General features: G+C 41.7%; 23 protein-coding genes. 9 read left to right on the top strand and 14 right to left on the bottom strand.

Going from position 1 to position 25,894, the window contains the following annotated elements:
* On the top strand, nt 1–517 hold a 517-nt coding region (locus H6G57_RS09775; protein WP_190518050.1), incomplete at its 5' end, for a hypothetical protein.
* Nucleotides 518–890: 373 nt separating this feature from the next.
* The gene (locus H6G57_RS09770; protein WP_190518048.1) at nt 891–3,245 is read left to right on the top strand and encodes a VapE domain-containing protein; all 2,355 of its coding nucleotides are present in this window, start codon (nt 891–893) and stop codon (nt 3,243–3,245) included.
* Between the two features lie 65 nt (nt 3,246–3,310).
* On the opposite strand, the gene H6G57_RS09765 is transcribed toward H6G57_RS09770, so the two are convergent.
* Nucleotides 3,311–4,696: a recombinase gene (locus H6G57_RS09765; protein WP_190518046.1), complete on the bottom strand. Its 1,386-nt coding sequence runs from the start codon at nt 4,694–4,696 to the stop codon at nt 3,311–3,313.
* 112 nt (nt 4,697–4,808) lie between these two features.
* A complete protein-coding gene (locus tag H6G57_RS09760; RefSeq protein ID WP_190518044.1) occupies nt 4,809–5,195 on the bottom strand; it encodes a DUF2203 domain-containing protein in 387 nt (128 codons plus the stop codon).
* Nucleotides 5,196–5,283: 88 nt separating this feature from the next.
* Between H6G57_RS09760 and H6G57_RS09755 the strand changes: the two genes are divergently transcribed.
* A complete protein-coding gene (locus tag H6G57_RS09755; protein ID WP_190518043.1) occupies nt 5,284–5,562 on the top strand; it encodes a DUF6439 family protein in 279 nt (92 codons plus the stop codon).
* Between the two features lie 117 nt (nt 5,563–5,679).
* On the opposite strand, the gene H6G57_RS09750 is transcribed toward H6G57_RS09755, so the two are convergent.
* Nucleotides 5,680–6,153 carry an ATP-binding protein gene (locus tag H6G57_RS09750; protein WP_190518041.1) on the bottom strand — a complete coding sequence of 158 codons (474 nt, stop codon included), beginning with the start codon at nt 6,151–6,153 and terminating at the stop codon, nt 5,680–5,682.
* 410 nt (nt 6,154–6,563) lie between these two features.
* On the opposite strand from H6G57_RS09750, the gene H6G57_RS09745 reads away from it, so the two are divergent.
* Nucleotides 6,564–7,463 carry an alpha/beta fold hydrolase gene (locus H6G57_RS09745; RefSeq protein WP_190518039.1) on the top strand — a complete coding sequence of 300 codons (900 nt, stop codon included), beginning with the start codon at nt 6,564–6,566 and terminating at the stop codon, nt 7,461–7,463.
* Nucleotides 7,464–7,799: 336 nt separating this feature from the next.
* Here H6G57_RS09745 and H6G57_RS09740 read toward each other — a convergent pair whose 3' ends face one another.
* The 5 genes from H6G57_RS09740 to H6G57_RS09720 form a co-directional block, all read right to left on the bottom strand.
* The gene (locus tag H6G57_RS09740) at nt 7,800–8,117 is read right to left on the bottom strand and encodes an ACP S-malonyltransferase (RefSeq protein WP_375539513.1); all 318 of its coding nucleotides are present in this window, start codon (nt 8,115–8,117) and stop codon (nt 7,800–7,802) included.
* Between the two features lie 20 nt (nt 8,118–8,137).
* A complete protein-coding gene (locus tag H6G57_RS09735; RefSeq protein ID WP_190518037.1) occupies nt 8,138–8,512 on the bottom strand; it encodes a DUF433 domain-containing protein in 375 nt (124 codons plus the stop codon).
* Nucleotides 8,513–8,605: 93 nt separating this feature from the next.
* Nucleotides 8,606–8,998 carry an ACP S-malonyltransferase gene (locus tag H6G57_RS09730; protein WP_190518035.1) on the bottom strand — a complete coding sequence of 131 codons (393 nt, stop codon included), beginning with the start codon at nt 8,996–8,998 and terminating at the stop codon, nt 8,606–8,608.
* Nucleotides 8,995–9,369: a DUF433 domain-containing protein gene (locus H6G57_RS09725; RefSeq protein WP_190518033.1), complete on the bottom strand. Its 375-nt coding sequence runs from the start codon at nt 9,367–9,369 to the stop codon at nt 8,995–8,997. The genes H6G57_RS09730 and H6G57_RS09725 overlap by 4 nt, the downstream gene beginning before the upstream one ends.
* Nucleotides 9,370–9,394: 25 nt before the next feature.
* Nucleotides 9,395–9,589, bottom strand: a complete 195-nt coding sequence (locus tag H6G57_RS09720) for a UPF0175 family protein (protein WP_190518031.1) — start codon at nt 9,587–9,589, stop codon at nt 9,395–9,397.
* Nucleotides 9,590–9,835: 246 nt separating this feature from the next.
* On the opposite strand from H6G57_RS09720, the gene psbA reads away from it, so the two are divergent.
* Entirely contained in the window at nt 9,836–10,918 is a 1,083-nt protein-coding gene (gene psbA / locus H6G57_RS09715) for a photosystem II q(b) protein (RefSeq protein WP_190518030.1), read from the top strand.
* A 115-nt stretch (nt 10,919–11,033) separates the two neighbouring features.
* On the opposite strand, the gene H6G57_RS09710 is transcribed toward psbA, so the two are convergent.
* A complete protein-coding gene (locus H6G57_RS09710) occupies nt 11,034–11,981 on the bottom strand; it encodes a WD40 repeat domain-containing protein (protein ID WP_242048928.1) in 948 nt (315 codons plus the stop codon).
* 129 nt (nt 11,982–12,110) lie between these two features.
* Here H6G57_RS09710 and H6G57_RS09705 point away from each other — a divergent pair, with 129 nt between their 5' ends.
* Nucleotides 12,111–13,148 carry an AI-2E family transporter gene (locus tag H6G57_RS09705; RefSeq protein ID WP_190518016.1) on the top strand — a complete coding sequence of 346 codons (1,038 nt, stop codon included), beginning with the start codon at nt 12,111–12,113 and terminating at the stop codon, nt 13,146–13,148.
* A gap of 52 nt (nt 13,149–13,200) precedes the next feature.
* Here the strand turns inward: H6G57_RS09705 and H6G57_RS09700 are convergent, their stop codons facing one another.
* The 3 genes from H6G57_RS09700 to H6G57_RS09690 form a co-directional block, all read right to left on the bottom strand.
* The gene (locus tag H6G57_RS09700) at nt 13,201–14,367 is read right to left on the bottom strand and encodes a zinc-dependent alcohol dehydrogenase (RefSeq protein ID WP_190518015.1); all 1,167 of its coding nucleotides are present in this window, start codon (nt 14,365–14,367) and stop codon (nt 13,201–13,203) included.
* A gap of 38 nt (nt 14,368–14,405) precedes the next feature.
* Nucleotides 14,406–15,104, bottom strand: a complete 699-nt coding sequence (locus H6G57_RS09695; RefSeq protein ID WP_190518013.1) for an SRPBCC family protein — start codon at nt 15,102–15,104, stop codon at nt 14,406–14,408.
* Between the two features lie 192 nt (nt 15,105–15,296).
* On the bottom strand, nt 15,297–15,524 hold the full coding sequence (locus tag H6G57_RS09690) for a type II toxin-antitoxin system HicB family antitoxin (RefSeq protein ID WP_190518012.1): 228 nt from the start codon (nt 15,522–15,524) through the stop codon (nt 15,297–15,299).
* A gap of 648 nt (nt 15,525–16,172) precedes the next feature.
* On the opposite strand from H6G57_RS09690, the gene H6G57_RS09680 reads away from it, so the two are divergent.
* Together H6G57_RS09680 and H6G57_RS28960 are read left to right on the top strand one after the other, a co-directional pair.
* A complete protein-coding gene (locus tag H6G57_RS09680) occupies nt 16,173–17,000 on the top strand; it encodes a hypothetical protein (RefSeq protein ID WP_190518010.1) in 828 nt (275 codons plus the stop codon).
* A gap of 230 nt (nt 17,001–17,230) precedes the next feature.
* Nucleotides 17,231–19,474 carry a GUN4 domain-containing protein gene (locus H6G57_RS28960; protein ID WP_242048927.1) on the top strand — a complete coding sequence of 748 codons (2,244 nt, stop codon included), beginning with the start codon at nt 17,231–17,233 and terminating at the stop codon, nt 19,472–19,474.
* On the opposite strand, the gene H6G57_RS09670 is transcribed toward H6G57_RS28960, so the two are convergent.
* On the bottom strand, nt 19,445–19,675 hold the full coding sequence (locus tag H6G57_RS09670; RefSeq protein WP_190518008.1) for a hypothetical protein: 231 nt from the start codon (nt 19,673–19,675) through the stop codon (nt 19,445–19,447). The genes H6G57_RS28960 and H6G57_RS09670 overlap by 30 nt on opposite strands.
* Before the next feature lie 469 nt (nt 19,676–20,144).
* Here H6G57_RS09670 and H6G57_RS09665 point away from each other — a divergent pair, with 469 nt between their 5' ends.
* Nucleotides 20,145–20,714 (top strand): transposase, encoded by a 570-nt coding sequence (locus H6G57_RS09665; protein ID WP_190518007.1) that lies wholly within the window; start codon nt 20,145–20,147, stop codon nt 20,712–20,714.
* A gap of 254 nt (nt 20,715–20,968) precedes the next feature.
* On the opposite strand, the gene gltB is transcribed toward H6G57_RS09665, so the two are convergent.
* A complete protein-coding gene (gltB, locus tag H6G57_RS09660; RefSeq protein ID WP_190518077.1) occupies nt 20,969–25,567 on the bottom strand; it encodes a glutamate synthase large subunit in 4,599 nt (1,532 codons plus the stop codon).
* Nucleotides 25,568–25,894 lie beyond the last annotated feature (327 nt).

Here is a 25,894-nt window from a genome sequence, read left to right as displayed (position 1 = left end):
ATTCAGTTCTATTACTTACGCGATATTAGCGAGTAGTTCATCACTTTACCTAACAACTCAACTCGGTAAACTAAAACCCAAAATTGACGCAATCAATAAACGTGAACAAGCTGAATTTAAACACAGTTTAGCGAGTGATTTGTATTTAGCTCAAAGCACGAATACTGCGATCGCCCAATATTTACTGGCTGATAGGAGTAGTTCACTGAGTTCAGAACAAGCTGTTGAGAGTGAACTCCTGAACGATAGTGTTCATCAGGGTTTTAGCGAAAATGTAGACTCAGTTCAGAACAGTTCAGAACTCCTGAACAAGTCAGTTCAAACGGTTCAGAACAGTTCAGACAATGAACTCTCACCTTTAGCTATAGAACATTTTGAGGATGTACTGGATGCCTTAGAAGACGGGTTGAGTGATTCCCATATCATTAAAAACGTGATGGGATTTAAAAACTACCGTTACAAGGAAGGAAAAAACGTATTAAATGAAATTAAACGTTTTATTGATTTAGACGGTTGATCCTTTTTTACTAAAACCCGTTAATTAGTTTTTTACTAAAATCCGTTAACGGGTTATTCCCTCAAAGAATACCGTAATTACCCGATGAATAATTTAAACCTGGTAACAGGTAGGGTTAATAAGACTCTAGTAGGAAACATTAAAGGTTTCCGTTATCGTTCCGTAAGTTCCCGTCCTGTACCGAAAGCAGAAATTAAAACGGAAACCCTAGGGTTTCCTGTTCAAAAATAAATATTTTTCTTGCTGAAATTTTCTCGATAGGTATGCTATCTTCTGAAAGTAGTATCTACAAACGCAAAAAGAGGCAACCCTATTAAAGTTACCTCTTAGGTATGAATAAAAATTCACATAAAAACACAGGACAAATATCGTTATGATTAATTATAGTACAACTCACCAAAATACGCAACAAGAAAAAGCTAAAAAAGATATTCTTACTTCCGAACATCTTGACTATCTATTTGATGAGCGTAACCTACCTGCTAAGTGGGTAAAAGCTAACTTTGAGAGTATCACCCAGAAAGAAGCTAAAGAGATGGGTTTTAGCGCACCGTCCGATGGCATTCTGTTAAAGTCAGCGTTACCTAGTCTACAGAATCAGGTTAGACCGAACGATCCAAAAGTAGAGAAAAGAGCGGACGGTACAGAACGGACTATCAAGTACGTCACCCCGTTTGGTTGTGAGATTGACGCAATGTTACCCAATCATCCTGAATACCCTAACTTCTGGCTTCATGGAGATGAGCTTAAAAAGCATTGTTGGTCTATTGATGACCGATTCTACATTCTCATTACAGAAGGGTTTATTGACGCCTTAATCGCTACATCTCACGGCTTCCCTACAATAGCGTTAACGGGTGTTGAGAACGGGTTAACGGGGAGTAAACGCGATCCAGAAGGTAAACGATTTTTAGTTCCGACGTTACGATATTTTGTAGCGTTAGGTTTTGGTTTCATTGTCGGTTTTGATGCTGACAGTGTGAGTAACAGAAATGTAATTAATGCACAAAAACCCTTAGTAAAACAGTTACAGTTGTTTGAAGACACACCGATCTACAACATAACTGGACTCTGGACTATGACACCCGATGGTAGTGACAAGGGTATAGGTGACTATATCCAAAAACACGGGGCTGACGCTTTTAGACAAAACGTTCTAAGACGTGCTGAACCCATCGCTAACTGGTTAATTAGAGTTAATGAACAATTAAAAACAGAAGGGATTAATGCAGATGACGAGTTACCCCCTAAGACTACCAAATTAGAAACTCAATACACTCAAGTTAAATTAGTCGTAGGAGATAAAATTAAGTTTAATGAGTTAACAAAAGAGATTGAGTTTAACGGTAAACCTCGTGACTTTGACGACTTCAAACTTGAATTAGCTTTACAATTTAAACTTGAATTGAAGGGATGCTCTGAGAAGGATTTTAAATCTATTATCGTTAAAATTGCCGAGGAAAATTCTTATCATCCTATCAGAGATTATCTCAATCAATGCCATGAAAAACACTCTGATATTTCCATCCTTGACAACCTTGCTAAACGATATTTTGGAACCAATAATCCATTATGTCAAACATTTATCAGAAAGACTTTAATCGCTGCGGTAGCAAGGGTTTATGAACCCGGTTGTAAAGTAGATACCGCCTTGATTTTACAAGGGGGTCAAGGGGTAGGGAAGTCAACTTTCTTTAAAGTCTTAGCGAGTGATGATTGGCTTTGTGATGACATGGGTTCACCCGATAAAGAAGAGACAATGAAACTTCACACGGCATGGCTAACAGAATGGGCTGAACTAGAAAACATTTTTAGTAAATCAGACATCAGTAAAATTAAAGGGTTTTTAACAACGTCATCAGACAGAATCAGAATGCCTTACGGTGCTAGGACAAAACTCATGCCACGCATGGGGATTATTGTCGGTTCAACGAATAAATTAGACGTACTTCGTGACCCAACGGGAAGCCGTCGTTTTTGGTTTATTCCTGTTATGAGAGAGATCCCTGTTGAGACTCTTAAACAAGAGCGTGACGCGATATGGGGTGCTACGGTAGAAGCTTATAAAAACGGTGAAACGTGGCATCTAAACTCTGATGAACAGAAACAGTCTGATGCTAATAATGAAGTGTTTTCTAGTGTGTCCCCTTGGTTAGAAGATTTTGAAGACTACTTAGAGGGTAAGGTCTCTGTAACTACTGAGGAATTGTTAACCCTGATGGGAGTTGAAAAAGAAAACCTTAGTCAAGCCAAACGCGCTCAGAGCGAAGTATCGGACATCATGACTCAACTCAAATGGGTCAAGTGTGAGGGGATTAAAGGGGATGACGGCAAGCGTAGACGGGGTTACAAGCGTCCTGTAGTAGTCACAACCCCTGAACCTGAACCTACCCCAGAAGACGTTACACAACCCCCCGATAGCTGTGTAGATGACTGTGTAAGCTATAACCCTGATACAGAGGGAGATACACAGCCTACACAACCTACACAGCAAAATTCTCAAGACTCTAAAACTATAGAAAACAGACCTGATAATTTTCAGGTAGGGGATAGGGTAATAGAGGTATACCCTAAGACTATTGGGGATAACAAACGCTTTGGGATAGTTGTAGAGGTTGAGAAACCGAACGGGGTTAAGGGTATCTACACAATTGAGTGGGAGAATGCCAATGTCACGGGATTGAGGAATGATATGTACTCCCACGATATAGAACATTATCAGGGTTGACACAAAAATAAAGGGGGAACTAACCCCCCTTCTGATTCACTGTTACACTGATAGAATGTTATCCGTTAATTATCTAACTGATAGATAATCCGTAACATTGCTTTAACCGATGGATCACTAAGGTTAAAACCAGATGACTCAAGCTGTTGTTTAGCAGTATCTAAACTTAACGGTAGCCTTGAGTGATTAGTAAGTAAGTCAATTGTTGTGCGAGTGTTATTGCGTTGCTTGTAAGCACTCTCATTGACTGCTACAGAATGACCTAACATCCTAGCTCTGATTTCTTGTGGAATACCGTACTTTTCACCTAGTTGATTAGATAAATGCCTGAACGCATAAGCTTGAGTAACGGGACAATTATAACTTATTAGTTTCTTTCTAAATACCCGTGAAAAACCATTAGATATATTATCTAACTTAGCATTGTTATCCGGTTTATAACTTGGTAGTTTAGGGTGTTGAATTCTTAATTTATTAATCAATTCCTTGTCTGCAATCATCGGACTGCATATCCTTGTACCTGTCTTAGTTGTAGTATCAAAGTAAGTTTTTTCACCTAAGTATATTAACAGGTCTTTGTTGTTTATATCGTTCAACGCTGGAATAGTTACTCCATCAACAATGATTGATTCAGTTAAATTTTTTATCGCTGCAATTTCTGACGGTCTTAAGCCGTATAAAACACACATAGCACAAACCCATAGCCATGATTTTTTAACGTCTTTATCACATTGTCTTTCTAATGTTTCAATACTGCCAATACAGTCATCATACCAACTTAAAAACTCATCTAAACTTATTGATTGTTTTTCTTTAAACTCTAACTGTGTAGGGTCAATATTATTTAATTTTTCCAGTAACAATTGATTGTTAGGAATACTTTTTATTATTGTACTTATAACGTGATACGCATCTTTAAACATCTTAGTTCCTTGGTTCCAACTAAATAATATATTTTTTAATTCTTCCCATTCTGGGTATTTATCCCAGTTAGTAAATTTATTAAAAACTATTCCGTAATAACGGTTATATGTGGCTACATCGTTAGGGATATCCTTAGAGCGTTTACGTTTAGTATTTTTGTTTCTATCATTCCAAAACTTGTTTTCTAGTTTTTCAAAGATATCTCTATATGTAATTAAATCGTTTTTTATTTCATTCTTGTTTAATATCTCTTTGTCGTACCATGTCCAAAATTCAGATGATGTTTTACAGGACTGTAGAGCGTTGCTTACTCGGTGTGACTTGCTTACAGCTTGAATTACTCCCTCTTCTGTAAACTGTACCCCACAGGTTTTGGATGACCGTTTACCCGTATCAGGAAAGGTGAACTGTAGCAGTAGATGTTTTCTGTCCTGAAGCTTCAGACTTACCCCTCTAGGGCATTCCTTCCTTTTGCGATTATAGAACGCTAACAAGTCACCGTAATTACTGTATGCACTGTTACTCATTTTCTACTCATCCTTTATATAGGCGGTTTAGATGAGTAACCTTAAGTAACGCAGTTATAGGGGTTTCAGCCTAGACCGTCGGTTCAAGTCCGATAAGCAGCTTTTAAATTTATTAACCCCCTGAACAAGATTTTAAGACCCAACCAATCACAATTCCTAACCCCCCAAAACGAACGGCTTGCCAAAAAGGTTCCTTGAAACTTCCCCAAGTGACCAAACGACTTTCTAAATTAAAATCTAGGGTTTCTAACTGGGTTTTTAACTGTTTTAATTCGTCTTTCAATTGTTGCGACTTAGTTTGACGAATTTGAGGAATCACTTCATCAATGCGGTTCTTTAATTCTATTTGACGTTGTTGATCTTGTTGAATTTGGGTTAATCGTGCTTTAAGATCTATCAGAGATTGTTCAACCTCTGCTAACCCCTGTTCAATGTCTTGATTTCCATCCTCAGTCAAATTATTCGGTGAGGGTGGTTGAGATGATGATTGACTTGGCATAATAATACAAGACCGAATTCACCCCGCCATTAAAATTATCCTTATGACTAACCTCCATTCCCAAACTCCAGACCTTTCAGACCCTCAGATGAGTCCCCGCACAGCTAGTCTCAGCGAGTATAGCACACTCGAACTCGCTCAAGCCCTAGCAGAACGATTAGCCATCCCCGAACGAGACTGGCACCGCCTCAAGTCAAATTGCAATGCTCGCGCTGGGGAACATTTAGCCGCCGCCTTAGTCTTTTTACTCAAAAATCAGCCACAAGAAGTGATCCCTCGGTTAAATCAAGCGGTTGGCTGGCTAGAACGCAAGATTACAGCCCCTCCTTGTCCCACCCATGGAACAACTTCCAAAAAGCGGTCGTAAGCCTCACCAACGTCCTCTAAGATTGGACATAAAAACACAAAGACCATTAAAATCCAGGTGAGATCTAAACTTGCGATGAACAAGGTTATTGTGACTGATTTTAAGGTCTAAAACCTGTTACCAATCCTGTTGTTCATAGGGTGTTATCATTTTCTTGCATAACGTGAGTTCCGTTCCCGTTCGATTCCATTGCACACGATCAAAAATTTGATAAAGAATATACAACCCTCGTCCACATTCGTGTTCGTCATGGGGTAAATCAGAATCTTGGATTTCGGGTTCATAATCAACCTCGTCCTGTAATTGGCATTGACAAGGCGGTTTAAAACCACAACCCTGATCTGATATAATCCACCAGCAATGATCTTGAATTAGACTAAAGCGGACGACGACTGTTTTACTGGGGTCTAGCTTGTTGCCATGCTTGGCAGCATTCACAAGTGCTTCTTGTAGTCCCAGGCGAATTTCGGCTTGCAACAGGTCTGGAATGTCAGCCAGAAGCAAGTCCAAAATTGGACAGAGATACAACGTAGAAGCAAAGCTAATAGTGACCCAGTTTCGTTTAACCGGACGCGATGTTAAAGCAATCACACGGAAAACTCCCTGGCAACGTGGTGGATAAACCTCACACCCTGCATAGTTGTAAATTCTCTCCTGCTATGGAATTTAATCTGAGTGGGTGAGCGTGAGTACCCGTTCATTCATTAGATTACCAAAAGAATAAGAAAAAACACAATTAATTTTGAAAAATAGTGTATATTTTTGTATTATAAATGAATTACAAGCAAGCTAAACCCTAGAGAAATCAAGGGATTTTGAAGAAAACAAGCCAAGAGAAGACTTAGATTGCAGTGTTGATGAGAATGACAAAATAACTCTTCTGTGTTTATCTAAAGAATAAAAATTAGTAGCTATTGATACAGAAGACTAAAGAGTCAATTCCGCTTCTCTGGTTTTTGTTAATATTATTAATGTAACTTAATATTCCTTTATAAAGCAACATGATCACAACCCCAACACTCCCCTCTGACGTGATCCCCGGACAATATTGGCAATGGCGGGATCAATTGATTTACTATGTCCGTGCGGGAGAACGCTACCCCCAACGTCCCCCCCTGCTGCTGGTTCATGGGTTTGGGGCATCTACGGATCACTGGCGTAAAAATATACAAGGGTTACAATCGGATTTTGAAGTCTGGGCGATTGATTTATTAGGGTTTGGTCGGTCTGGAAAACCCAACGGAGAATATAGTGGTCAGCTTTGGCGAGATCAGCTTCAGGACTTTATTACAGAGGTGATCGGTCAGCCTGTGATTTTAGCCGGAAATTCCCTGGGGGGGTATGGGTCTCTCTGTGTTGCGTCCCAATGTCCATCAACGGCTAAAGGTGTGATTTTACTCAACAGTGCGGGGCCATTTACGGAGACTGATCCCCGTCCTGAACTTCCTTTATGGAAAAAAATGGTGTCTCAAACGATGCGATCGCTATTTCGTCAAGATTGGGTGAGTTTTTTAATTTTTCAATGGACAAGACGCCGTTCTATAATTCGTAAAACCCTATTGAAAGTTTATCTTGATCCCAATGCGGTTACGGATCAATTAGTAGAAGAAATTTATCGTCCCTCCTGTGATCCCGGCGCGGCGCAGGTGTTTGCGTCGGTGTTCAAAAGTCCTCAAGGGGAAAAAGTGGATGTATTGTTAAATCAGTTAAGCTGTCCTCTATTGTTAATTTGGGGAGAAGGTGATCCCTGGATGAATTGTCGAGAACGCAGCCGCAAGTTTCATCAATATTATCCTCAATTACAGGAATATTTTCTCAAAGCGGGTCATTGTCCCCATGATGAAGTTCCTGAACAAGTCAATACTATCATTCGGTCTTGGGTGTTAAGTAGGCAGGTATAATTAAATGTCTGCTCAGAGATAGAGCCTCTGGTTTTAGGTGGCAGAGCCACCCGAATATTGTTTCTAGGTAGAACTTATATGAAATCCCATTATAGATGCTACAGATGATTCCCTCTAACCCCCCCTGTAGAGACTAAGCATGGCTAGTCTCTACAGGGGGGGGAATTTGTAGCAAACATTTAGGGATTTCATATTAGAAACCAGAAAATATTAATCCTAGAGCGATCGCTGTTATTGATATAAAAGAAGCGATCACACTTCTTCAAAAACCTCTACCCTACTTCAGGGGATAAAAAGCCGACTTACACCCATATAAGTATTAATATCAAGCACAATTTAAACCAGACGAATTGCACAACGTTCCCGATATTCAAAATCATTCAACAAGCGATCAGCATCACTAATAGTAATCACGGGGAATGATGTAGAAGTTATTTCCTCGCGCATCACTTGTTCGAGAGAGTTATCACCCTTCATACTCCGATTTGCGGTCAATAGAATCATCTGGTTTGATTGAGCTAACCGCCAAACTACCCGATCATCACTATTGATTGGTAAGCCTATTTCATCAAAGGTGATAAATCGAATCAGTACCCAATCTAGCCAGCCACTATTTAAAATACTACCTGAGAGAAGTACGGCGTGTCCTCTCAAATTATGATCGACTAAAAAATTCAGGGCTGAGACTTAAATTTGGCTTTGGCTGCTTGAAGTTTTGCTCGAATAGCTTCTTGACCAGGTTTGGGTGGTTGCGCCGCAATTCTAGCAATCAGATCGCGGTTTTTTTCTTCATAATATAGTCGCAGTTCTTCAGCTTCTTTAAGAACAATTTGATACTCAGCTTCAACATCAGGACGATTTGCCTCAATATAAGCTAAAGCTGCGTTAATTTGTGCCTCTGTCAGATCAAATAATCCCCTGATAAATTTAGGTGGATATTGAGCCGTAACATAGTCCATAATATCGTAAATAGTGATGCGTGTACCCGCGATTGTTAGTCCTCTTTCTGTGCGGATAATAGCTGTTTGTTCGTTGGATAGGGTTGTCATATTTATAGCCTCGTAGAAATTATTCTTATATTAACATCGGTTGAGTACAAAAGGCTTGAGAGGTATTTTTATCTCCATCAGGAAGTCAGGAATTTAAGGGATGAAAATACGTCCGACTCCCATTGAGTTTTCGATATCTATGGCGATCTCGATCAAACGGGCAGCACACCTTTCTCTATAACTTCTTTCTTCCATTCTATCTATACTTCCCAGAGTAATTACTGGCAGAGAATCAAGTTTATTCTCATTACGGATTACTTCTTCTAAAGAATTCTTACCTTTCATACTACGATTAGCAGTGAGGACGATCATTTTGTTTTCTTGAGCAAAGTGCCAAACCACATGATCGCTGCTTTCAATAGATAGTTTCACTTGTTCAAACGTAATAAATTGAATTTCTATCAAATCAAGCCAACCTTCAGCGAGAATAGTTCCCCAAAGCCATGTTGCTTGACCTTCAATGTTATGATCGATCAAAAAAATCATGTCCTAGACTCAATTTTGGCTTTCCAAGCGTTCAGTTTAGTGCGTATTGCTTCTTGTTCAGGTTTTGAAGATATTGTGGCAATTTGAGCAAATCGTTCCCGGTTACGATTTTCCCAATATTGATGAATTTCTTCAGCTTCTTTAAGAACGATTTGATATTCTGCTTCAACTTCAGCATGGTGTGTCTCAATATAAGACATAGCTGCGTCAAACTGTCGATCAGTGATGTAAAATTTGTGCCGAATTAAATTGGGAGGATAGCCAGCATGAATGTAGTCCATTAACTGGTAGAGTGTAATTCGAGTACCTGCGATTGTTAGTCCTCTTTCTGTACGGATAATAGCTGTTTGTTCGTTAGGTACGGTTGTCATACTGATAGTCTCCTAGAATTTATTTTTATAGGACTAACTTAAATAGTTGCCCAAATTCATATTTATCCATGACAGCCCGTTCTCGTGCTTTACCAAAGGATAATAGATCCTGACTATAGAGAGCGATCGCTAATTCTTGCCGCAATTCCTGTTCAATACGCTGTTCCGGTAAACGAATTGCTTGCAAAACAGAATCAGAAATTAAAATTTGTATTCCCATACTTGTTTATTATAAATAAATTTAAGCTAAGAGGAAAAATTATATTTTATCGTTAGATTCTTTAGGTTGGTCATAATCAATATAATTATGATCATGGAGAATCATGATCGTTATTGATTAGCCCAGCTTATAGCATTCATCACTAAATACTAAGTGAAAAGACTTTACAAACCGTTACAAAAGCCCTAAAGTAAAGTACATACATACAAAACGTACCTCGACAACTTAATCGCCATCATACCTAACATGACAACCACGATTCAACAGCGCGAAAGCGCCTCAATCTGGGATCGGTTTTGTAACTGGGTCACATCCACCAACAACCGCATTTATGTGGGCTGGTTCGGTGTTCTGATGATTCCGACCTTGTTAACCGCCACCATCTGCTACATCATCGCCTTCATCGCTGCTCCCCCAGTGGACATCGATGGTATCCGTGAACCCGTCGCTGGTTCACTGTTATACGGAAACAACATCATCTCTGGTGCTGTTGTTCCTTCCTCTAACGCCATCGGCTTACACTTCTATCCCATCTGGGAAGCAGCTTCATTAGATGAATGGCTGTACAACGGTGGCCCCTACCAGTTAGTGATTTTCCACTTCTTCATCGGCATTTTATGCTACATGGGTCGGGAGTGGGAATTATCCTACCGTTTAGGGATGCGTCCTTGGATCTGCGTTGCTTACTCTGCACCTGTTGCAGCAGCAGCCGCCGTATTCTTGATTTATCCCATCGGTCAAGGTTCATTCTCTGACGGGATGCCCCTGGGTATCTCTGGAACCTTCAACTTCATGTTAGTGTTCCAAGCCGAGCACAACATCCTGATGCACCCCTTCCATATGTTAGGAGTTGCCGGGGTGTTCGGAGGAAGCTTATTCTCCGCTATGCACGGTTCTCTGGTTACTTCTTCTCTGGTACGTGAAACCACCGAAACCGAATCCCAAAACTACGGTTACAAATTCGGTCAAGAAGAAGAAACCTACAACATCGTTGCAGCACATGGTTACTTTGGACGTTTAATCTTCCAATATGCCAGCTTCAACAACAGCCGTAGCTTACACTTCTTCTTAGGCGCTTGGCCAGTGGTCGGCATTTGGTTCACCGCATTAGGTGTATCCACAATGGCCTTCAACCTGAACGGATTCAACTTCAACCAGTCCATCATCGACTCTACCGGTCGCGTGATCAACACTTGGGCTGATGTGTTAAACCGCGCTAACCTGGGTATGGAAGTGATGCACGAGCGTAACGCTCACAACTTCCCCTTAGACTTAGCTTCGGGTGAATCTGCTCCTGTCGCTTTGGTTGCTCCTCAAATTAATGGTTAATCTTTTTTAACCGAAATCATACAAAAAACGCTCTCCGAAAGGGGGGCGTTTTTTGTTGTTCACAATTACCTTAACAAGTCACACCCTGACACCTGAGAGATATTGATTAATGGATTTAATCAACTGTCCGCCACATTTTAATCGTTCCATCGGTACTCCCACTGACGATTAAAGGTTCAGAAGGACTGTAAGCAACCGTCTCAACAGAACCTTCATGACCTGTGAGGGTGTGAATGGAGCTTAACAAAGTTCCCACCTGTAAATCTGGGCTAATTTGCCATAGCCTCAACGTTTTATCCTGACTTCCACTGACTAAAATTGTGCCTTCTGGAGAAAAACCGAGGGATTTCACCGCACCGGAATGGCCGATCAGGGTTGCTAATTCCTGACCAATTTCCAGCCACCAGAGTTTAATTGTTTGATCTTCACTCGCACTAGCCAGAGTCAAACCATCTGGACTAAAAGCCACTGACCAAACGGGAAAGGAATGGCCCACCAAAAGAGCATCGGAATGCTGACCATTTAAACTCCATAGTCCCACTGTTCCATCTCCACTGCCACTGGCCAAAAACAAGCTATCAGGACTAAAGGCTAATGACCAAATCGGAAAAGAATGAGCTTTGAACGCCGGAAGGAGTTGATCACGGGTTAAATCCCAAAACCCAATGATGCCATCAAAACTTCCAGCAGCCAGAAGTTTACCGTTAGGACTAAAGGCTAAAGAACAAATCGGCACCGATAACCCCAAGTCTAAAACCCGATGTTGACCGGTGATCACATCCCAAAGTTGAATATTTTTGTCAGATTCAACGGCCAGTATGGGAGAATTTGGACTGAATACTAACCCATAGCCGGGATATTCTCGTTCTAAGTGATCAGCCAGGATCTTAGGGGTGGAAGGGGTTTCCAGATTGTAAAGTTGCAATGTGGTATCATCACTTCGACTGGCAAGAAATTTGCCATCGCAACTTATGGCAACGACTCTGACGGCATCAGTATGGATGGATCGAGTATCACGACATTCCCAATTCAAAAGTTGAGGCTGTAGCATATTGACTATCATCTGCATTTCTCACTTTTGATCTTAAACCTCAGCCGTTGTCTAAAAACCACCTTGATTTTCAAGTTGTGGATCTTAAGCTAAACCTGTGTAAATAGGGATCTTAACAAACGTTAAATAGGAGTTAATGTCTTGAAACTGGCAGATTGGATCGGGTTCCTTTGTTTAATCATTGCCCTTATTATTCTGTGGCAGTTTCGACAAATTTTGCTGCTTCTGTTTACTTCTGTTGTCTTCTCGATTGCCATTAATAGTTTAGTGCGTCGGATACAACGGTTTGGCCTGAAACGGGGATGGGCTGTTGTCTTATCCCTAGCCTTAATTGTGTTCATGGGTGTTGTGTTAATTAGTGTTGTTTTGCCTCCGTTTTTAGACCAGTTTCAAGAATTAATCAAATTGGTTCCTATCGGCTATGATAATTTGCGAATTTGGGTGAACCAACTGATTGAAAATCCCCCCAGTTGGTTGCCTAAACTGGATATTGAACTTCCCAATGTTACCCAACTCGCGCAACAATTTGGGCCGTTTGCTCAAAAATTATTGGGTAACTTCTTTGCATTTTTTTCTAACTCGATTGCCAATTTTTTACAGTTTGTATTGGTATTAATCTTTGCTTTAATGCTATTAGCAGATCCCCAGTCCTATCGTCAAGGATTGGTGCGTTTATTTCCTTCTTTTTATCGCCATCGGGCAGATTTCATTTTATCGAAATGTGAAACGACTTTATTACAATGGATGGGGGGTATTGTGATTACCTCTGCTTTTGTGGCGTTTTTGAGTGCTGTTGGTCTGCTGATTTTGGGGATTCCCTTTGTCTTTGCCCATGCTTTATTAGCGGGAATGTTTAATTTTGTTCCCAATATTGGGCCGACAGCGAGTGTGATTTTTCCGGTTGCTGTTGCCTTATTAGATGCGCCTTGGAAAGCTTTGGCAGTGATTATATTATATGTGATTATTCAAAACTTAGAAAGCTATTGGTTTAGTCCCCTGGTCATGCAAAAACAGGTTGATTTGTTACCTGCAATTACCTTAACGGCTCAAATCTTTTTCGCAACATTTTTCGGGGTTCTCGGCTTAGTTCTGGCGTTACCTTTAACGGTTGTTAGTAAAACTTGGATTGAAGAACTTTTACTCAACGATTTATTCGATAAATGGGGAGCAGAAGAGTAAGCTACAGGGCTGTTAGATCAGGCAACAACCCTGATAGCTAGGGTGAGGTTAATTAAGGTTTCAAAACCACCTTAATACAGTTTTCTTGCTTATCGCGGAAAATTTTATAACCCTTGGGAGCATCCTCTAAAGGCAGTTTATGAGTGATCACAAAGGACGGATCAATTTCTCCGTTTTGAATGCGTTCTAAGAGGGGATGTAAATATTTATGAACATGGGTTTGACCCGATCGCAATGTTAATCCTTTATTAACAATTGCCCCCATCGGCATCTTATCAATAAACCCCCCATAAACCCCTGGAACAGACACCGTACCTCCCTTCCGACAGGCTACAATTGCTTGTCGCAGCACAAAGGGCCGATCGGTTTCCAAGCGCACCGCCTGTTTCACCGTATCATACAGGGCCATGGCATCGGTTCCGTGGGCTTCCATCCCCACCGCATCAATACAGGCATCTGGCCCCCGTCCTCCCGTCATCTCTTTCAGCGCTTCCCCCGGATCAACTTCTTCATAATTTATAATCTCTGCACCTGCATCTTTAGCCATCTGCAAGCGTTCAGGAAAACGGTCAATGGCGATCACCCGTTCTGCACCCAACATAAACGCACTGCGGATGGTAAATTGACCCACCGGGCCACATCCCCAAATGGCAATAATATCCCCCGGTTGAATATTGCAGTTTTCCGCCGCCATGTAACCCGTTGGGAAAATATCAGTTAAAAATAGCACTTGCTCATCAGTTAAACCATCGGGAACTTTCATTGGCCCGACATCCGCAAAGGGAACCCGAACATATTCTGCTTGTCCTCCAGCGTATCCCCCCATCAAATGAGAATAGCCAAATAACCCAGAGGGAGAATGACCATAAAATTTTTCAGCCATCCATTTATTGGGGTTGGAATTATCGCACAGTGACCATAAATCTCGATTACAAAAGAAACAATGACCACAAGAAATTGTAAAGGGAACGACGACGCGATCGCCAATTTTTAAATTTTTAACTTCGGGGCCGAGTTCTACCACTTCTCCCATAAATTCATGGCCGAGAATATCCCCCGATTTCATCGTTGGAATATAGCCATCATAAAGATGTAAATCAGAGCCACAAATAGCAGTGGATGTAATTTTCAGAATGGCATCGCGGGGATTTAAAATTTTCGGGTCAGGGACATTATCAACCCGAACATCATTTGAACTATGCCAACAAACTGCTTTCATGTTTAATTCTCCACGATTTGATTGTTAATGTCAATTGTTTATTGATCAGTATTTCTAGCAATTTCTCCGGCTTCCATTAACTGTTTAAATCGGTTGAGATCATCTCCAATTTGTTGTTCTGGTTCTTCGCCAAACAGTTTAGCTAAAGTGGTTGTAACCGCACCACCAGGGGGGTTAAATTCAATCACAACTTTAACTTCTGTTCCTCGGTCTGCGGGTGCAGGTTGAAACCGAACAAACCCTGAATTTCCAATCTCTGCATTTTCCACAGAAGACCAAGCAATTAAATGATTGGGTTCATCTTTAATAATTTCTGCATCCCATTCAACGGTTGTTCCTAACGGTGCTGTTGCCACCCAATGGGAACGATGCTCATCATAAACAATGATAGATTTGATATGTTTCATAAATCTTGGCAAATTGTAAAAATTACGCCAAAATTCATAAAGTTCATCCCCAGAACGATTAATCGTAACCGTTTTTTCTACCCGAATATTTTGGCTTTTATTTAAGCCTAACGCTTCTTGAGCTTGATGAAGGGTGCTTTTATTTTGAGTAGCCTGATACATTAAACCACCCCCTGCAATCGCCATGAGAACGCCTTTTAAGGAGTGTTGTTGAAGCCCCATTAATACTAACGCACCTCCCCCAATTAAAGATCCCCATCGTTCTAAATCACTGGGATTTTCTTCTGAGGGAGGATGATCATATTTTGGAGTTGAAGTTATTTCTTCCATAAAATTTTCCTAGCCCACCTTTTGATTCAGCATAGGAAGAATTCACTTTAATTTACGTCAATCAAAAGGCATAAACAATATAAAATCAAATTAATCATTAATTTATATCTTTTGATAGAGAGTATATTTCCATTAATTGTATAACCGTTCCAAAGTTAGTGAGGGACGAGCAGAAAATAATTACTAAACGCTTCATACTGCTATTTTTTCTTCTTGGTAATTCCCATTAGCAGCATTAATAGCATCTTGGCGATTAAATTCTAATACCTCTTCCAACGTGATTTTAAGGCTTTCCAATAATTGATGACGGGAAGATTCTTGACAATTCACCCCTGGAATTTCTTCAATCCAGCCAATCCACCAATTACCATCTTGTTTAATAATTGCAGTATAGGTAACGACTAAGAGGATATAGCCCATGTCTTTTGAAATTCAACTGAGTGAAGAATTGCTGAAAATTCAAGAACTGTTAGAAGATTTACAGGATTTACAAGATTTAAGAACAGCGTAACAAGAAGAACAAAAAAGTCCTACTTTTTCGTTAAATGAAGTTAAGCAAATATTGAATTTATCTTAGTTTAAATCTGAAACCGAGAAACCGGGTTTCTGCCATAACCTTTGTTTCTCAACCGAGAGATAGGTTAAGAAACCCGGTTTCTGAGCCCCTACCGAGAACCGAGAAACCGGGTTTCTGTCATAATCTTTGTTTCTCAACCGAGAGATAGGTTAAGAAACCCGGTTTCTGAGCCCCTACCGAGAACCGAGAAACCGGGTTTCTGTCATAATCTTTGTTTCTCAACCGAGAGATAAGCTGCTACGCATCTAAATTTGATATTTTGTAGCCTAGACTCCTTACAGCAAGGCTTTTGGGCAATAAAATTAACTGCGTGACAGCTTAGGTTAAGAAACCCGGTTTCTGAGCCCCACCGAGAACCGAGAAACCGGGTTTCTGTCATAATCTTTGTTTCTCAACCAAAAGATAACTTGAAAAACCCGGTTTCTGAGTTCCCAATAGTAGAGATTGGATGCTATACTACAATTAGTAATATCGCTCCTAATCTCCTCGCCATGTCTTCTTTATCTAACGATCACGATAATTCCTTGTTGAGTGGCGATTCCCAAGTTGATCATTTAATCCAATCTTTGGGAATAGAGTTGCATCCCCATAACCACTCTCAATCTGCTGATTCTCAACACTTGTTACAACACCAAGATTCTATCAGTCAGGGATTACACACTGATTCTGATCAGAGTTTATACCATTCGGGTATTGAAAATCAACATCATTTCTCTCATGATTCTGATCCTTTTAATTCAGGATTTCATCACACAGGAATTGAACAACATCCTTTAACCAATTCTGGAGAGAATCATCATTTAATAGATCCCTCAATTCATCCGATTTCCGATCCCTTTTATCATTCCCATAATACAACAACAGATCCCTTTCATCAAACTAATCAAAATTTAGAGTTAACCGCTTTATCTCATCCAACAGAACATTATTCTCAAGAACATTTATCATCTGCCTATCACCCAGAAAACACCTCGGCTTATTCCTTAGAACATCAGCCCCAAACGTTAAATTATACCGATTCTGGAGCGATTACACCTAGTGATAATAAATCCATTGATTTTAGTGGAAATACGGTTTGGTGGCATTGTTCAGGATGGGGAAAAGCGGGAACGGTTGATGGGCATAAATTTTATCGTAGCGGTGAATATATTGGACGTTTGGGGGCAGATTTGAATGTGTATGATGCTGATGGAAATAAAATCGGTTATGTCACCCCTTCAGGAAGTGCTTATACCCCTTCAGGAAAGCTATTTGCTACCGGAGATACAGCGCGTTGGGCGGCGGCTACATTAGTTTTTAATACCTGTACCAAAAGTTAACATAATAGAAACCGAGTTTCTGCGATCGCTTTTCTGGTTTCTAGTTTCAAGGTTCTACCTTGAAATCAGATCACGGAGGCTCTGCCTCCTATTCTAACAGGAGGCGGAGCCTCAAAACAGCATTCCAATGCAGAGCATTGGAACGAGGACAAACTAAAAGTTAACTAAAAACCCTAGAAACCGGGTTTCTTCCAGAAACCCGGTTTCTGAAAACCCCAGGAGGAATTAAAATGGTTTGGGATTTTGCACAAGGAATGATAACAGCAAGTCAAGGTTTTTTTGTACAAACAATGATTGCGAGGACGCAAAGACAAAATGTAATTGATCAAATTAACAGTCAAATTGATTTAGAAGAAAGTCGCCAAGAATTTCAAGGAAAACTAGAAATCTTCAGAAGTGCTTCTCAATTGAACTTACAAGAACGGCAACAAGAATTTCAAGCGTCTTTAGAAGCAGTAAGAATTGATGCTCAAATTGCGATGCAAACGAGGGGGCAAGAATTTCAAGCGGCTTTAGAAGGAGTGCGACAAAAATTTAATCGAGAACTTGAAGACTATCGGCAGTTTTGCGAAAATGCGCGATTGCAAAAACGACAAGATTTTGAAGCCGAACAGTTAGCAAGACGCTTACAACATGAACAACGTTTAGAAGAATACCGTCGGGAAAGTCAACTGATATTATCTCGTGTTCAATTGTTAAATGCCATAGAACTTGCTGATGATAAAGAAATTCGAGACACTTTCCCCCTAAAAACTCCCGCTAGTGTGATCTTAAAAGCTTATAAAAGCTATCAAGATAATTATCGAAATATTCCTTTATTAGTCATTATATCACCCCCTGCATTAGAGTTTGAAAAATTCCCTAATGCTGCCCAAGGTTTTAGTCGGATTGAATCTCGCTTAACCGATGAAGTGCAAGAATTTTGCAAACATTATCCCCTTACGAGTCAGGACAGACCGATCAGATATCAAGGGGCAGATTGGGAAAGTAAATCTTCTCATGGCAAAAGTGCAGTGGATGTTCTGCATCATGTTCTCAAATCCATTCCAACTCTCGTTTTAGAATCTAAAATTGATGGGGATTTGCTGCGAATTTATTTAGCGGGTTGGGATATGTTAGAAACCGTCCCCCATTATGAAAAAGTTCTAACGATTCCTTGGAAAGAAGTATTATATCCCATCGCCCGTCAATATGCTGAAAAATGGCGAGAATACCGGATGATTTTGTTAGATAAAGGCAGAAGTTTAGAGGAGATTCAGCGACGGGGTGGGGATGATGAACTGAATTTATTAATTTTAGAAGAGGAGGAGGAAGATCGGGAGTTTGGCTTCACGAGAGAGCGGGATTACAAATATAACGTTAAGGAAGAAAAGTATATTCAAGAACTGGCGCAGTTTTTAGGAATTTGCCATTGTATTTTAGTGGGTTTACTGGCGGATCGCTATCATTTCTCCCATGCTGATGTGCGTCCGAAATTGCCTGAACTGTTGCCGAGTTTATTGGAAAAAGTGCCGAGTGAAAGTTTGAAGCAAATGTTGGTGGGTGAGATTGTTTCTAGTTATCAAAGTCTTTATCAGTTAGCGGGATGCGATCGCCCTCATCTGATTCCCGATTTATATTTAGATTTAGCGCTGAGTTTGAGTCATTTACCCGATCAATCTTGGGCAAGAAAACAGATTGAGTATTCGATACAAGTTTGGCTGATGTTGAGAAATCGGGTTTCTTCTATTGAAGAACAAAAACCGGGTTTGTTGGAGTTATTAGAGGCTGTTACATCAGCTTTGACAGTGGGGGATAAGGAATATGTAGAAAAGTTGGGTGGGTGTTTGGAGGCTGTTGGGGAAAGTCACCATCAGGAGACTATTCAGAACGCGATACAGGGTCAACAAAATACAGAATATCAGCGACAACTGGAAGCGGAACGCCTACGCCAAGAAGAAGAAGTGAAACGTCAGCGACAACTGGAAGAAGAAACGGAACGCCTACGCCAATCAAAATATCAGCAATTAGAAGGTTATCTCGCTGCGGCAAGGTGGCGAGAAGCTGATGAGGAAACAGTTAGCATGATGCTAGAAGTAATGGGGAAAGACCAGTATAATGTGAGCATCGAAGATATCAACAATTTCCCCAGTGAAGACCTCCGCATTATTGATCAGCTTTGGGTAAAATACAGTGATGGTCGGTTTGGTTTTTCGGTGCAAAAACGTATCTATCAAAGTCTGGGGGGAACCAGGGAATATGATGAGAAAATATGGAGAATTTTCTGCGATCGAGTGGAGTGGGATCTATACTACTACACAATAGCGATAGATAAACATTTAAGCCGGAGTTATCAATTGGGTTGGGGGCATTGGAATATCCAATTTAAATACAACGCTCCCGTTGGTCATCTCCCCTCGCTTACACGGGAATCTTCTCACCCTCTATTTTGGACAACAGGCCTTTTAGCTCTTCTCTCGCGTCCCGATTTGTAGATAGGTATCGAGAAACCGGGTTTCTGCCATAACCTTTGTTACCCAACCGAGAGATAGCTTGAGAAACCCGGTTTCTGAGCCCCCACAAGAGTATCGAGAAACCGGGTTTCTGTCATAACTTTGTTGCTCAACCGAGAGATTGATTGAGAAACCCGGTTTCTGAGCCCCCACAAGAGAACCGAGAAACCGGGTTTCTGCCATAACTTTTGTTGCTCAACCGAGAGATAGGTTAAGAAACCCGGTTTCTGAACCCCACAAGAGTATCGAGAAACCGGGTTTCTGCCATAACCTTTGTGACTCAACCGAGAGATAGGTTAAGAAACCCGGTTTCTGAGTCCCCACCAGAGTATCGAGAAACCGGGTTTCTGCAATAACTTTTGTGACTCAACCGAGAGATAGGTTAAGAAACCTGGTTTCTGAGTCCCCACCAGAGTACCGAGAAACCGGGTTTCTGCAATAACTTTTGTGACTCAACCGAGAGATAGGTTAAGAAACCTGGTTTCTGAGTCCCCACCAGAGTACCGAGAAACCGGGTTTCTGCCATAACCTTTGTTGCTTAACCGAGAGATTGCTTAAGAAACCTGGTTTCTGAGTCCCCACAGACTATAATTTTTGTTGAGAAACCCTGTGTTGAGAAACCCTGTTTCTAAATTTTAACCCATCCTTTAATATGCCACGTCGTCAAGTTATCTTTCAAGCGGGTAATTACTATCATGTTTATAACCGAGGCAATAACCGTCAACTTATCTTTTTTGAACGGGATAACTATATTTATTTTTTGCGACAATTAAGAAACCATCTAATCACTAATGGGGTTGATATTATTGCTTATTGTCTGATGCCTAATCATTATCATTTATTAGTTTACCTGCAAACCGATAACTTCTCAGATTTAATGCAGTCGTTTTCTCTGTCTTATACAAAAGCGATGAATAAACGTTATCATAGAGTGGGTTCACTTTTTCAGGGACGATTTCAGGCGATTCATGTTGATCAAGAAGAATATTTATTACACCTAACTCGCTATATTCACTTAAATCCAGTCAGTGCTAATCTTGTTAAAAAAGCCGAAGAGTGGGAATTTTCCAGTTATCAAGACTATATTGATTTGCGACGGGGGAGTTTAGCGAAATTAGAAGGAGTGCGATCGCAACTTTCCTCAGCAGAGGATTACCGTTACTTTTTAGAAGATTATTCAAAAAGCCATAAATTAATCCAACATTTAACCTTTGCCGAATAAAATCCGAGAAACAAGAAACCGGGTTTCTGCAATAATCTTTGTTTCTCAACTGAGAGATATCTTAAAAAACCCGGTTTCTGACCCCCACCAGTACCGAGAAACCGGGTTTCTGCCATAACCTTTGTTTCTCAACCGAAAGATAGCTTAAGAAACCCGGTTTCTGACCCCCACCGAGTACCGAGAAACCGGGTTTCTGTCATAACTTTGTTTCTCAACCGAAAGATAGCTTAAGAAACCCGGTTTCTGACCCCAGATTAACTTCCGCCAACCCGCGCCACATCACGGGAATTTGCTTCAAACGCCGCCGTTAACGCTTCATCCCCAGTTAAACCGGATTGTTCAGCTTCTTTTAATGCTTCTAAAACCCGCTTATAATCTCGTGGAATCACTTTAACAAACGTCGGAATCATTTCCGTCCAATGGGCTAAAATTTTCAACGCTTTTTGACTCTTGGTATACTCCGCGTGTTTAGCAATTAATTGGTAAACCTGATTAATTTCTTCCGGGTCTTCCAACTGTTCTAAATCCGCCATTGACGTATTACAACGAGTAGCAAAATCCCCCGTTTCATCCAAGATATAGGCAATTCCGCCACTCATTCCTGCCGCAAAGTTACGTCCAGTGGGGCCAAGGACAACGACCTTACCTCCGGTCATATATTCACAACCGTGATCTCCCACACCTTCCACAACCGCACTCACGCCAGAGTTACGCACGCCGAAACGTTCACCCGCTAACCCTCGGATATAGACTTCTCCTCCCGTCGCCCCATATAAAGCCACATTCCCGATAATAATATTTTCTTCGGGGATAAACGTGGATTGAGCCGGGGGATAAATAATAATCTTGCCTCCGCTTAACCCCTTACCGAGATAGTCGTTAGCATCTCCTTCCAATTCTAACGTTACCCCCTTGGGAACAAACGCCCCAAAGCTTTGACCTGCGCTGCCTTGGAAATGCAGATGCACCGTATCTTCTGGTAAACCGTGCCAATGGTTTTTGGTGATTTCATTGCCTAAAATGGTTCCTACCGCCCGGTTAATATTTTTAATCGGTAAGGTAGCACTCACTTTCTGCCCTTTCTCAATGGCAGGTTTACACAAATCCAGTAACACCGTGATATCCAGAGATTTATCTAACCCGTGATCTTGGGGAATTTGACAATAACGACCGATATCTTCCCCAACTTCCGGTTGATACAGGATTTTTGAGAGGTCAATGCCTTTGGCTTTCCAATGGTCAACGGCTTTTTTGGGTTCTAATACATCCGTGCGTCCCACCATTTCACTAATGGTGCGGAAACCTAACTCCGCCATCAGTTCCCGCACTTCCTGGGCGATGAACTTCATAAAGTTAACGGTGTGTTCCGGTTCCCCCGTGAAGCTTTCCCGCAGTTTGGGGTTTTGGGTGGCAATTCCAGCCGGACAGGTATTCAAGTGGCACACCCGCATCATAATACAACCCAAGGTGACTAACGGTGCGGTTGAAAAGCCAAACTCTTCAGCCCCTAACAACGCCGCAATTACAACATCCCGTCCGGTCTTCATCTGACCATCGGTTTCGACGGCAATGCGCGATCGCAAATTATTCAACACCAGAGTTTGATGGGTTTCCGCTAACCCCAACTCCCAAGGCAGTCCGGCGTGTTTAATGGAGGTTTGGGGAGATGCACCCGTGCCCCCATCAAAACCGGAGATTAATACTACATCGGCATGGGCTTTAGCAACCCCCGCAGCAATGGTTCCAACTCCGACTTCCGAGACTAATTTCACACTTACCCGCGCCGCCCGGTTGGAGTTTTTCAGGTCGTGGATTAATTCGGCTAAGTCCTCAATGGAATAGATATCGTGGTGAGGAGGAGGAGAAATTAAACCCACCCCCGGCGTTGAGTGACGAACTTTAGCAATAGACGGATAAACCTTCCGTCCGGGTAGTTGTCCTCCTTCTCCGGGTTTAGCGCCCTGGGCCATTTTGATTTGAATTTCCTTAGCTTGGGAAAGGTACAAACTCGTGACCCCAAACCGACCGGAGGCGACTTGCTTAATGGCGCTATTTTTCGAGTCCCCTTGTTCGTTTGTCCAGGTATAACGTTCTGGGTCTTCGCCGCCTTCTCCTGTGTTAGACTTACCGCCAATGCGGTTCATGGCGATCGCTAAAGTCTCATGAGCTTCTTTAGAAATTGAACCATAACTCATCGCCCCAGTTTTAAACCGTTTCATAATGGCTTCAATGGGTTCAACTTCTTCAATTGGAATAGGTTGACGATCTTTGAATTGTAATAAACCCCGCAAAGTGAAATATTTCTGGTTTTGTTCATTCACTAACTGGGCATATTTTTTGAACAATTCATAATCCCCAATCTTAACGGCTTTTTGTAGAGAATGAATCGCTTCAGGACTGAGTAAATGGGCTTCTCCGTCTTTACGCCATTGATATTCTCCCCCCACATCCAGGGTCGGAGTTTGATCACCCGGACGGTCAGGAAACGCATTGGTATGGCGTAAAATAGCTTCTTTTGCGATTACTTCTAAATCAGCACCTTGAATGCGAGAAGCCGTCCAACTAAAGTATCGATCAATCACCGATTGATTTAACCCAATGGCTTCAAAAATTTGAGCTCCCCGATAACTTTGTAGGGTGGAAATTCCAATTTTTGAAGCAACTTTAATTACCCCTTTTGTTGCTGCTTTAACGTAATTCTTACAGGCGGTTTTGTAGTCTACCCCGACTAATAATCCTTGAGAGATCATATCGTGGATACTTTCAAAAGCGATATAGGGATTAATCGCACAGCAACCATACCCGATTAAAACGGCAAAATGATGGACTTCTCGCGGTTCACCGGATTCTAAAATAATCCCCACCCGGGTGCGAGTTCCGTGACGAATTAGATGGTGATGTAAACCGGATACGGCTAATAAAGCGGGAATGGGGGCGTTATTCGGATCAACACCGCGATCGCTCAAAATCAAGAGGTTCACCCCGGCTTCAATTGCTTTGTCAGCCTGCTCAAAAATCCCCTTCATGGCTGCTTCTAAACCATTTACCCCATCTTTGGGGTTAAACAGAATCGGCAGGGTAATTGCGTGAAATCCATCTTCGTTAACCGCTTTCAGTTTTGCTAATTCGGCATTACTGAGAATGGGGGTTTTGAGTTTGATCAGATGACAGCTTTCCGGTTCGGGTTTTAACAAGTTGCGTTCCGCCCCGATAGTAGTATCGGCGGAGGTGATAATTTCTTCCCGAATGGAGTCAATAGGGGGGTTTGTGACCTGAGCAAACAGTTGTTGAAAATACTCATAAAGCAGTTTCGGGCGGTCAGATAACACCGCCAACGGGGTATCGGTTCCCATGGAACCCACCGCCTCAACGCCATCCCGCGCCATTGGCGTTAACAACAGCCGCAAATCTTCAAAGGTATAGCCAAAGGCGGTTTGTTGTTGCACTAAAGTCTCCTGTAGAGACGCGCCATGGCTCGTCTCTACGGGGTCTTTGAGGTTTTCCAGGGCGACTAAATGTTCATTCAACCATTCCCGATAGGGTTGTTCTGTAGCAATTTTAGACTTAATTTCCTCATCCGCAATGATCCGCCCCTGTTCCATATCCACCAGGAACATCCGCCCCGGTTGTAAACGACCTTTATAGGCGACTCGTTCCGGTTCGATGGGGAGCACTCCGGCTTCCGATGCCATGATCACCAGATCATCTTTCGTTACATAATAGCGGGAAGGTCGTAACCCGTTGCGATCGAGAACAGCCCCCATCATCGTACCATCGGTAAAGGCAATAGAAGCGGGGCCATCCCAAGGTTCCATTAAGCAGGAATGGTATTCATAAAACGCTTTTTTCTCCTCACTCATGGACTCGTGGGCTGTCCAAGGTTCGGGGATCATCATCATCACCGCATGGGGAAGCGATCGCCCTGCTAAGACTAACAATTCTAAGGCATTATCAAAAATAGTAGAATCGCTACCATTAACGTTAATCACGGGTTGAATTTTCTTGAGATCCTCCCCAAACAATTCCGACTCAAACATCGACTGGCGGGCGGTCATCCAGTTAATATTGCCTCGGAGGGTATTAATTTCACCGTTATGGGCAATGTAACGATAGGGGTGAGAGCGTTCCCAACTGGGGAAGGTATTGGTACTGAAGCGAGAGTGAACCAACGCCAACGCACTTTCCATATCAGGATCATGGAGTTCCGGGTAATATTGTCCCACCTGCACAGGCATCAACATCCCTTTATACACCATTGTCCGACAGGACAGACTGGAAATATACCAATAGGGATCAGCACCGGGAACGCGGATTTCTGTATGGGATAATTTACGAATCACATAGAGTTTGCGTTCAAATACCAGATCATCGCTAATATTAGGATTACGACCAATGAACACCTGCTGCATAAAGGGTTCACTAGACTGGGCGGTATTCCCTAAACTAGAATGATCCGTAGGAACATCCCGCCAACCGAGAACGGTTTGACCTTCTGCGGTGACAATTTTTTCAAAGATTTCCCGACCTTTTTGGCGCTGTTGGGGGTCAGGGGAACTATAAATCATCCCAACCCCATATTGTCCGGGTTCGGGTAAATTAATATTCTGTTCTGCGGTGACTTTTTTAAGGAATTTATGGGGAACCTGCATTAAAATTCCCGCCCCATCTCCGGTATTGACTTCACACCCACAGGCGCCGCGATGGTCGAGGTTGAGTAATATGGTTAAGGCATTTTCAACAATATCATGGGATTTTTGCCCCTTCTGATGGACGATGAACCCGACCCCACAGGCGTCGTGTTCAAATTGAGGATCGTAGAGACCTTGTTTTTCGGGGAATGCTTGAGTATTCATTGCAATTAATTTAACGTTATCTATGACGAGAGGGATAGGAATGAACCGTTTGTCAGGGTGACGAATGCGTTGTTCAAGGAGGGAATGACCTAAATTATGCTCTATTCTCCAATTAGACAGAGTTCTAATGGTATATCTTAAGGAAAACTTTAAGGAAGTGGATCGGGGATTTTTGTAAAATTTATTAAGGGCGATCGCTTCTATGTCTTTTATTGTCGGGGTTGGAGTCAATTATTAATAATCCCTAACAAAACTAAAAATAATTGCGATTACTTAAACTTTCGTTACTTCTGTTTGTGAGTCATTGCTCAAGCCGTGAGTTTTTTC

It is taken from the genome of Planktothrix sp. FACHB-1365, assembly GCF_014697575.1.
Taxonomy (GTDB): domain Bacteria; phylum Cyanobacteriota; class Cyanobacteriia; order Cyanobacteriales; family Microcoleaceae; genus Planktothrix.
Note: the sequence above shows the minus strand (reverse complement) of the source record. Positions and strands in the feature narration are given on the sequence as shown.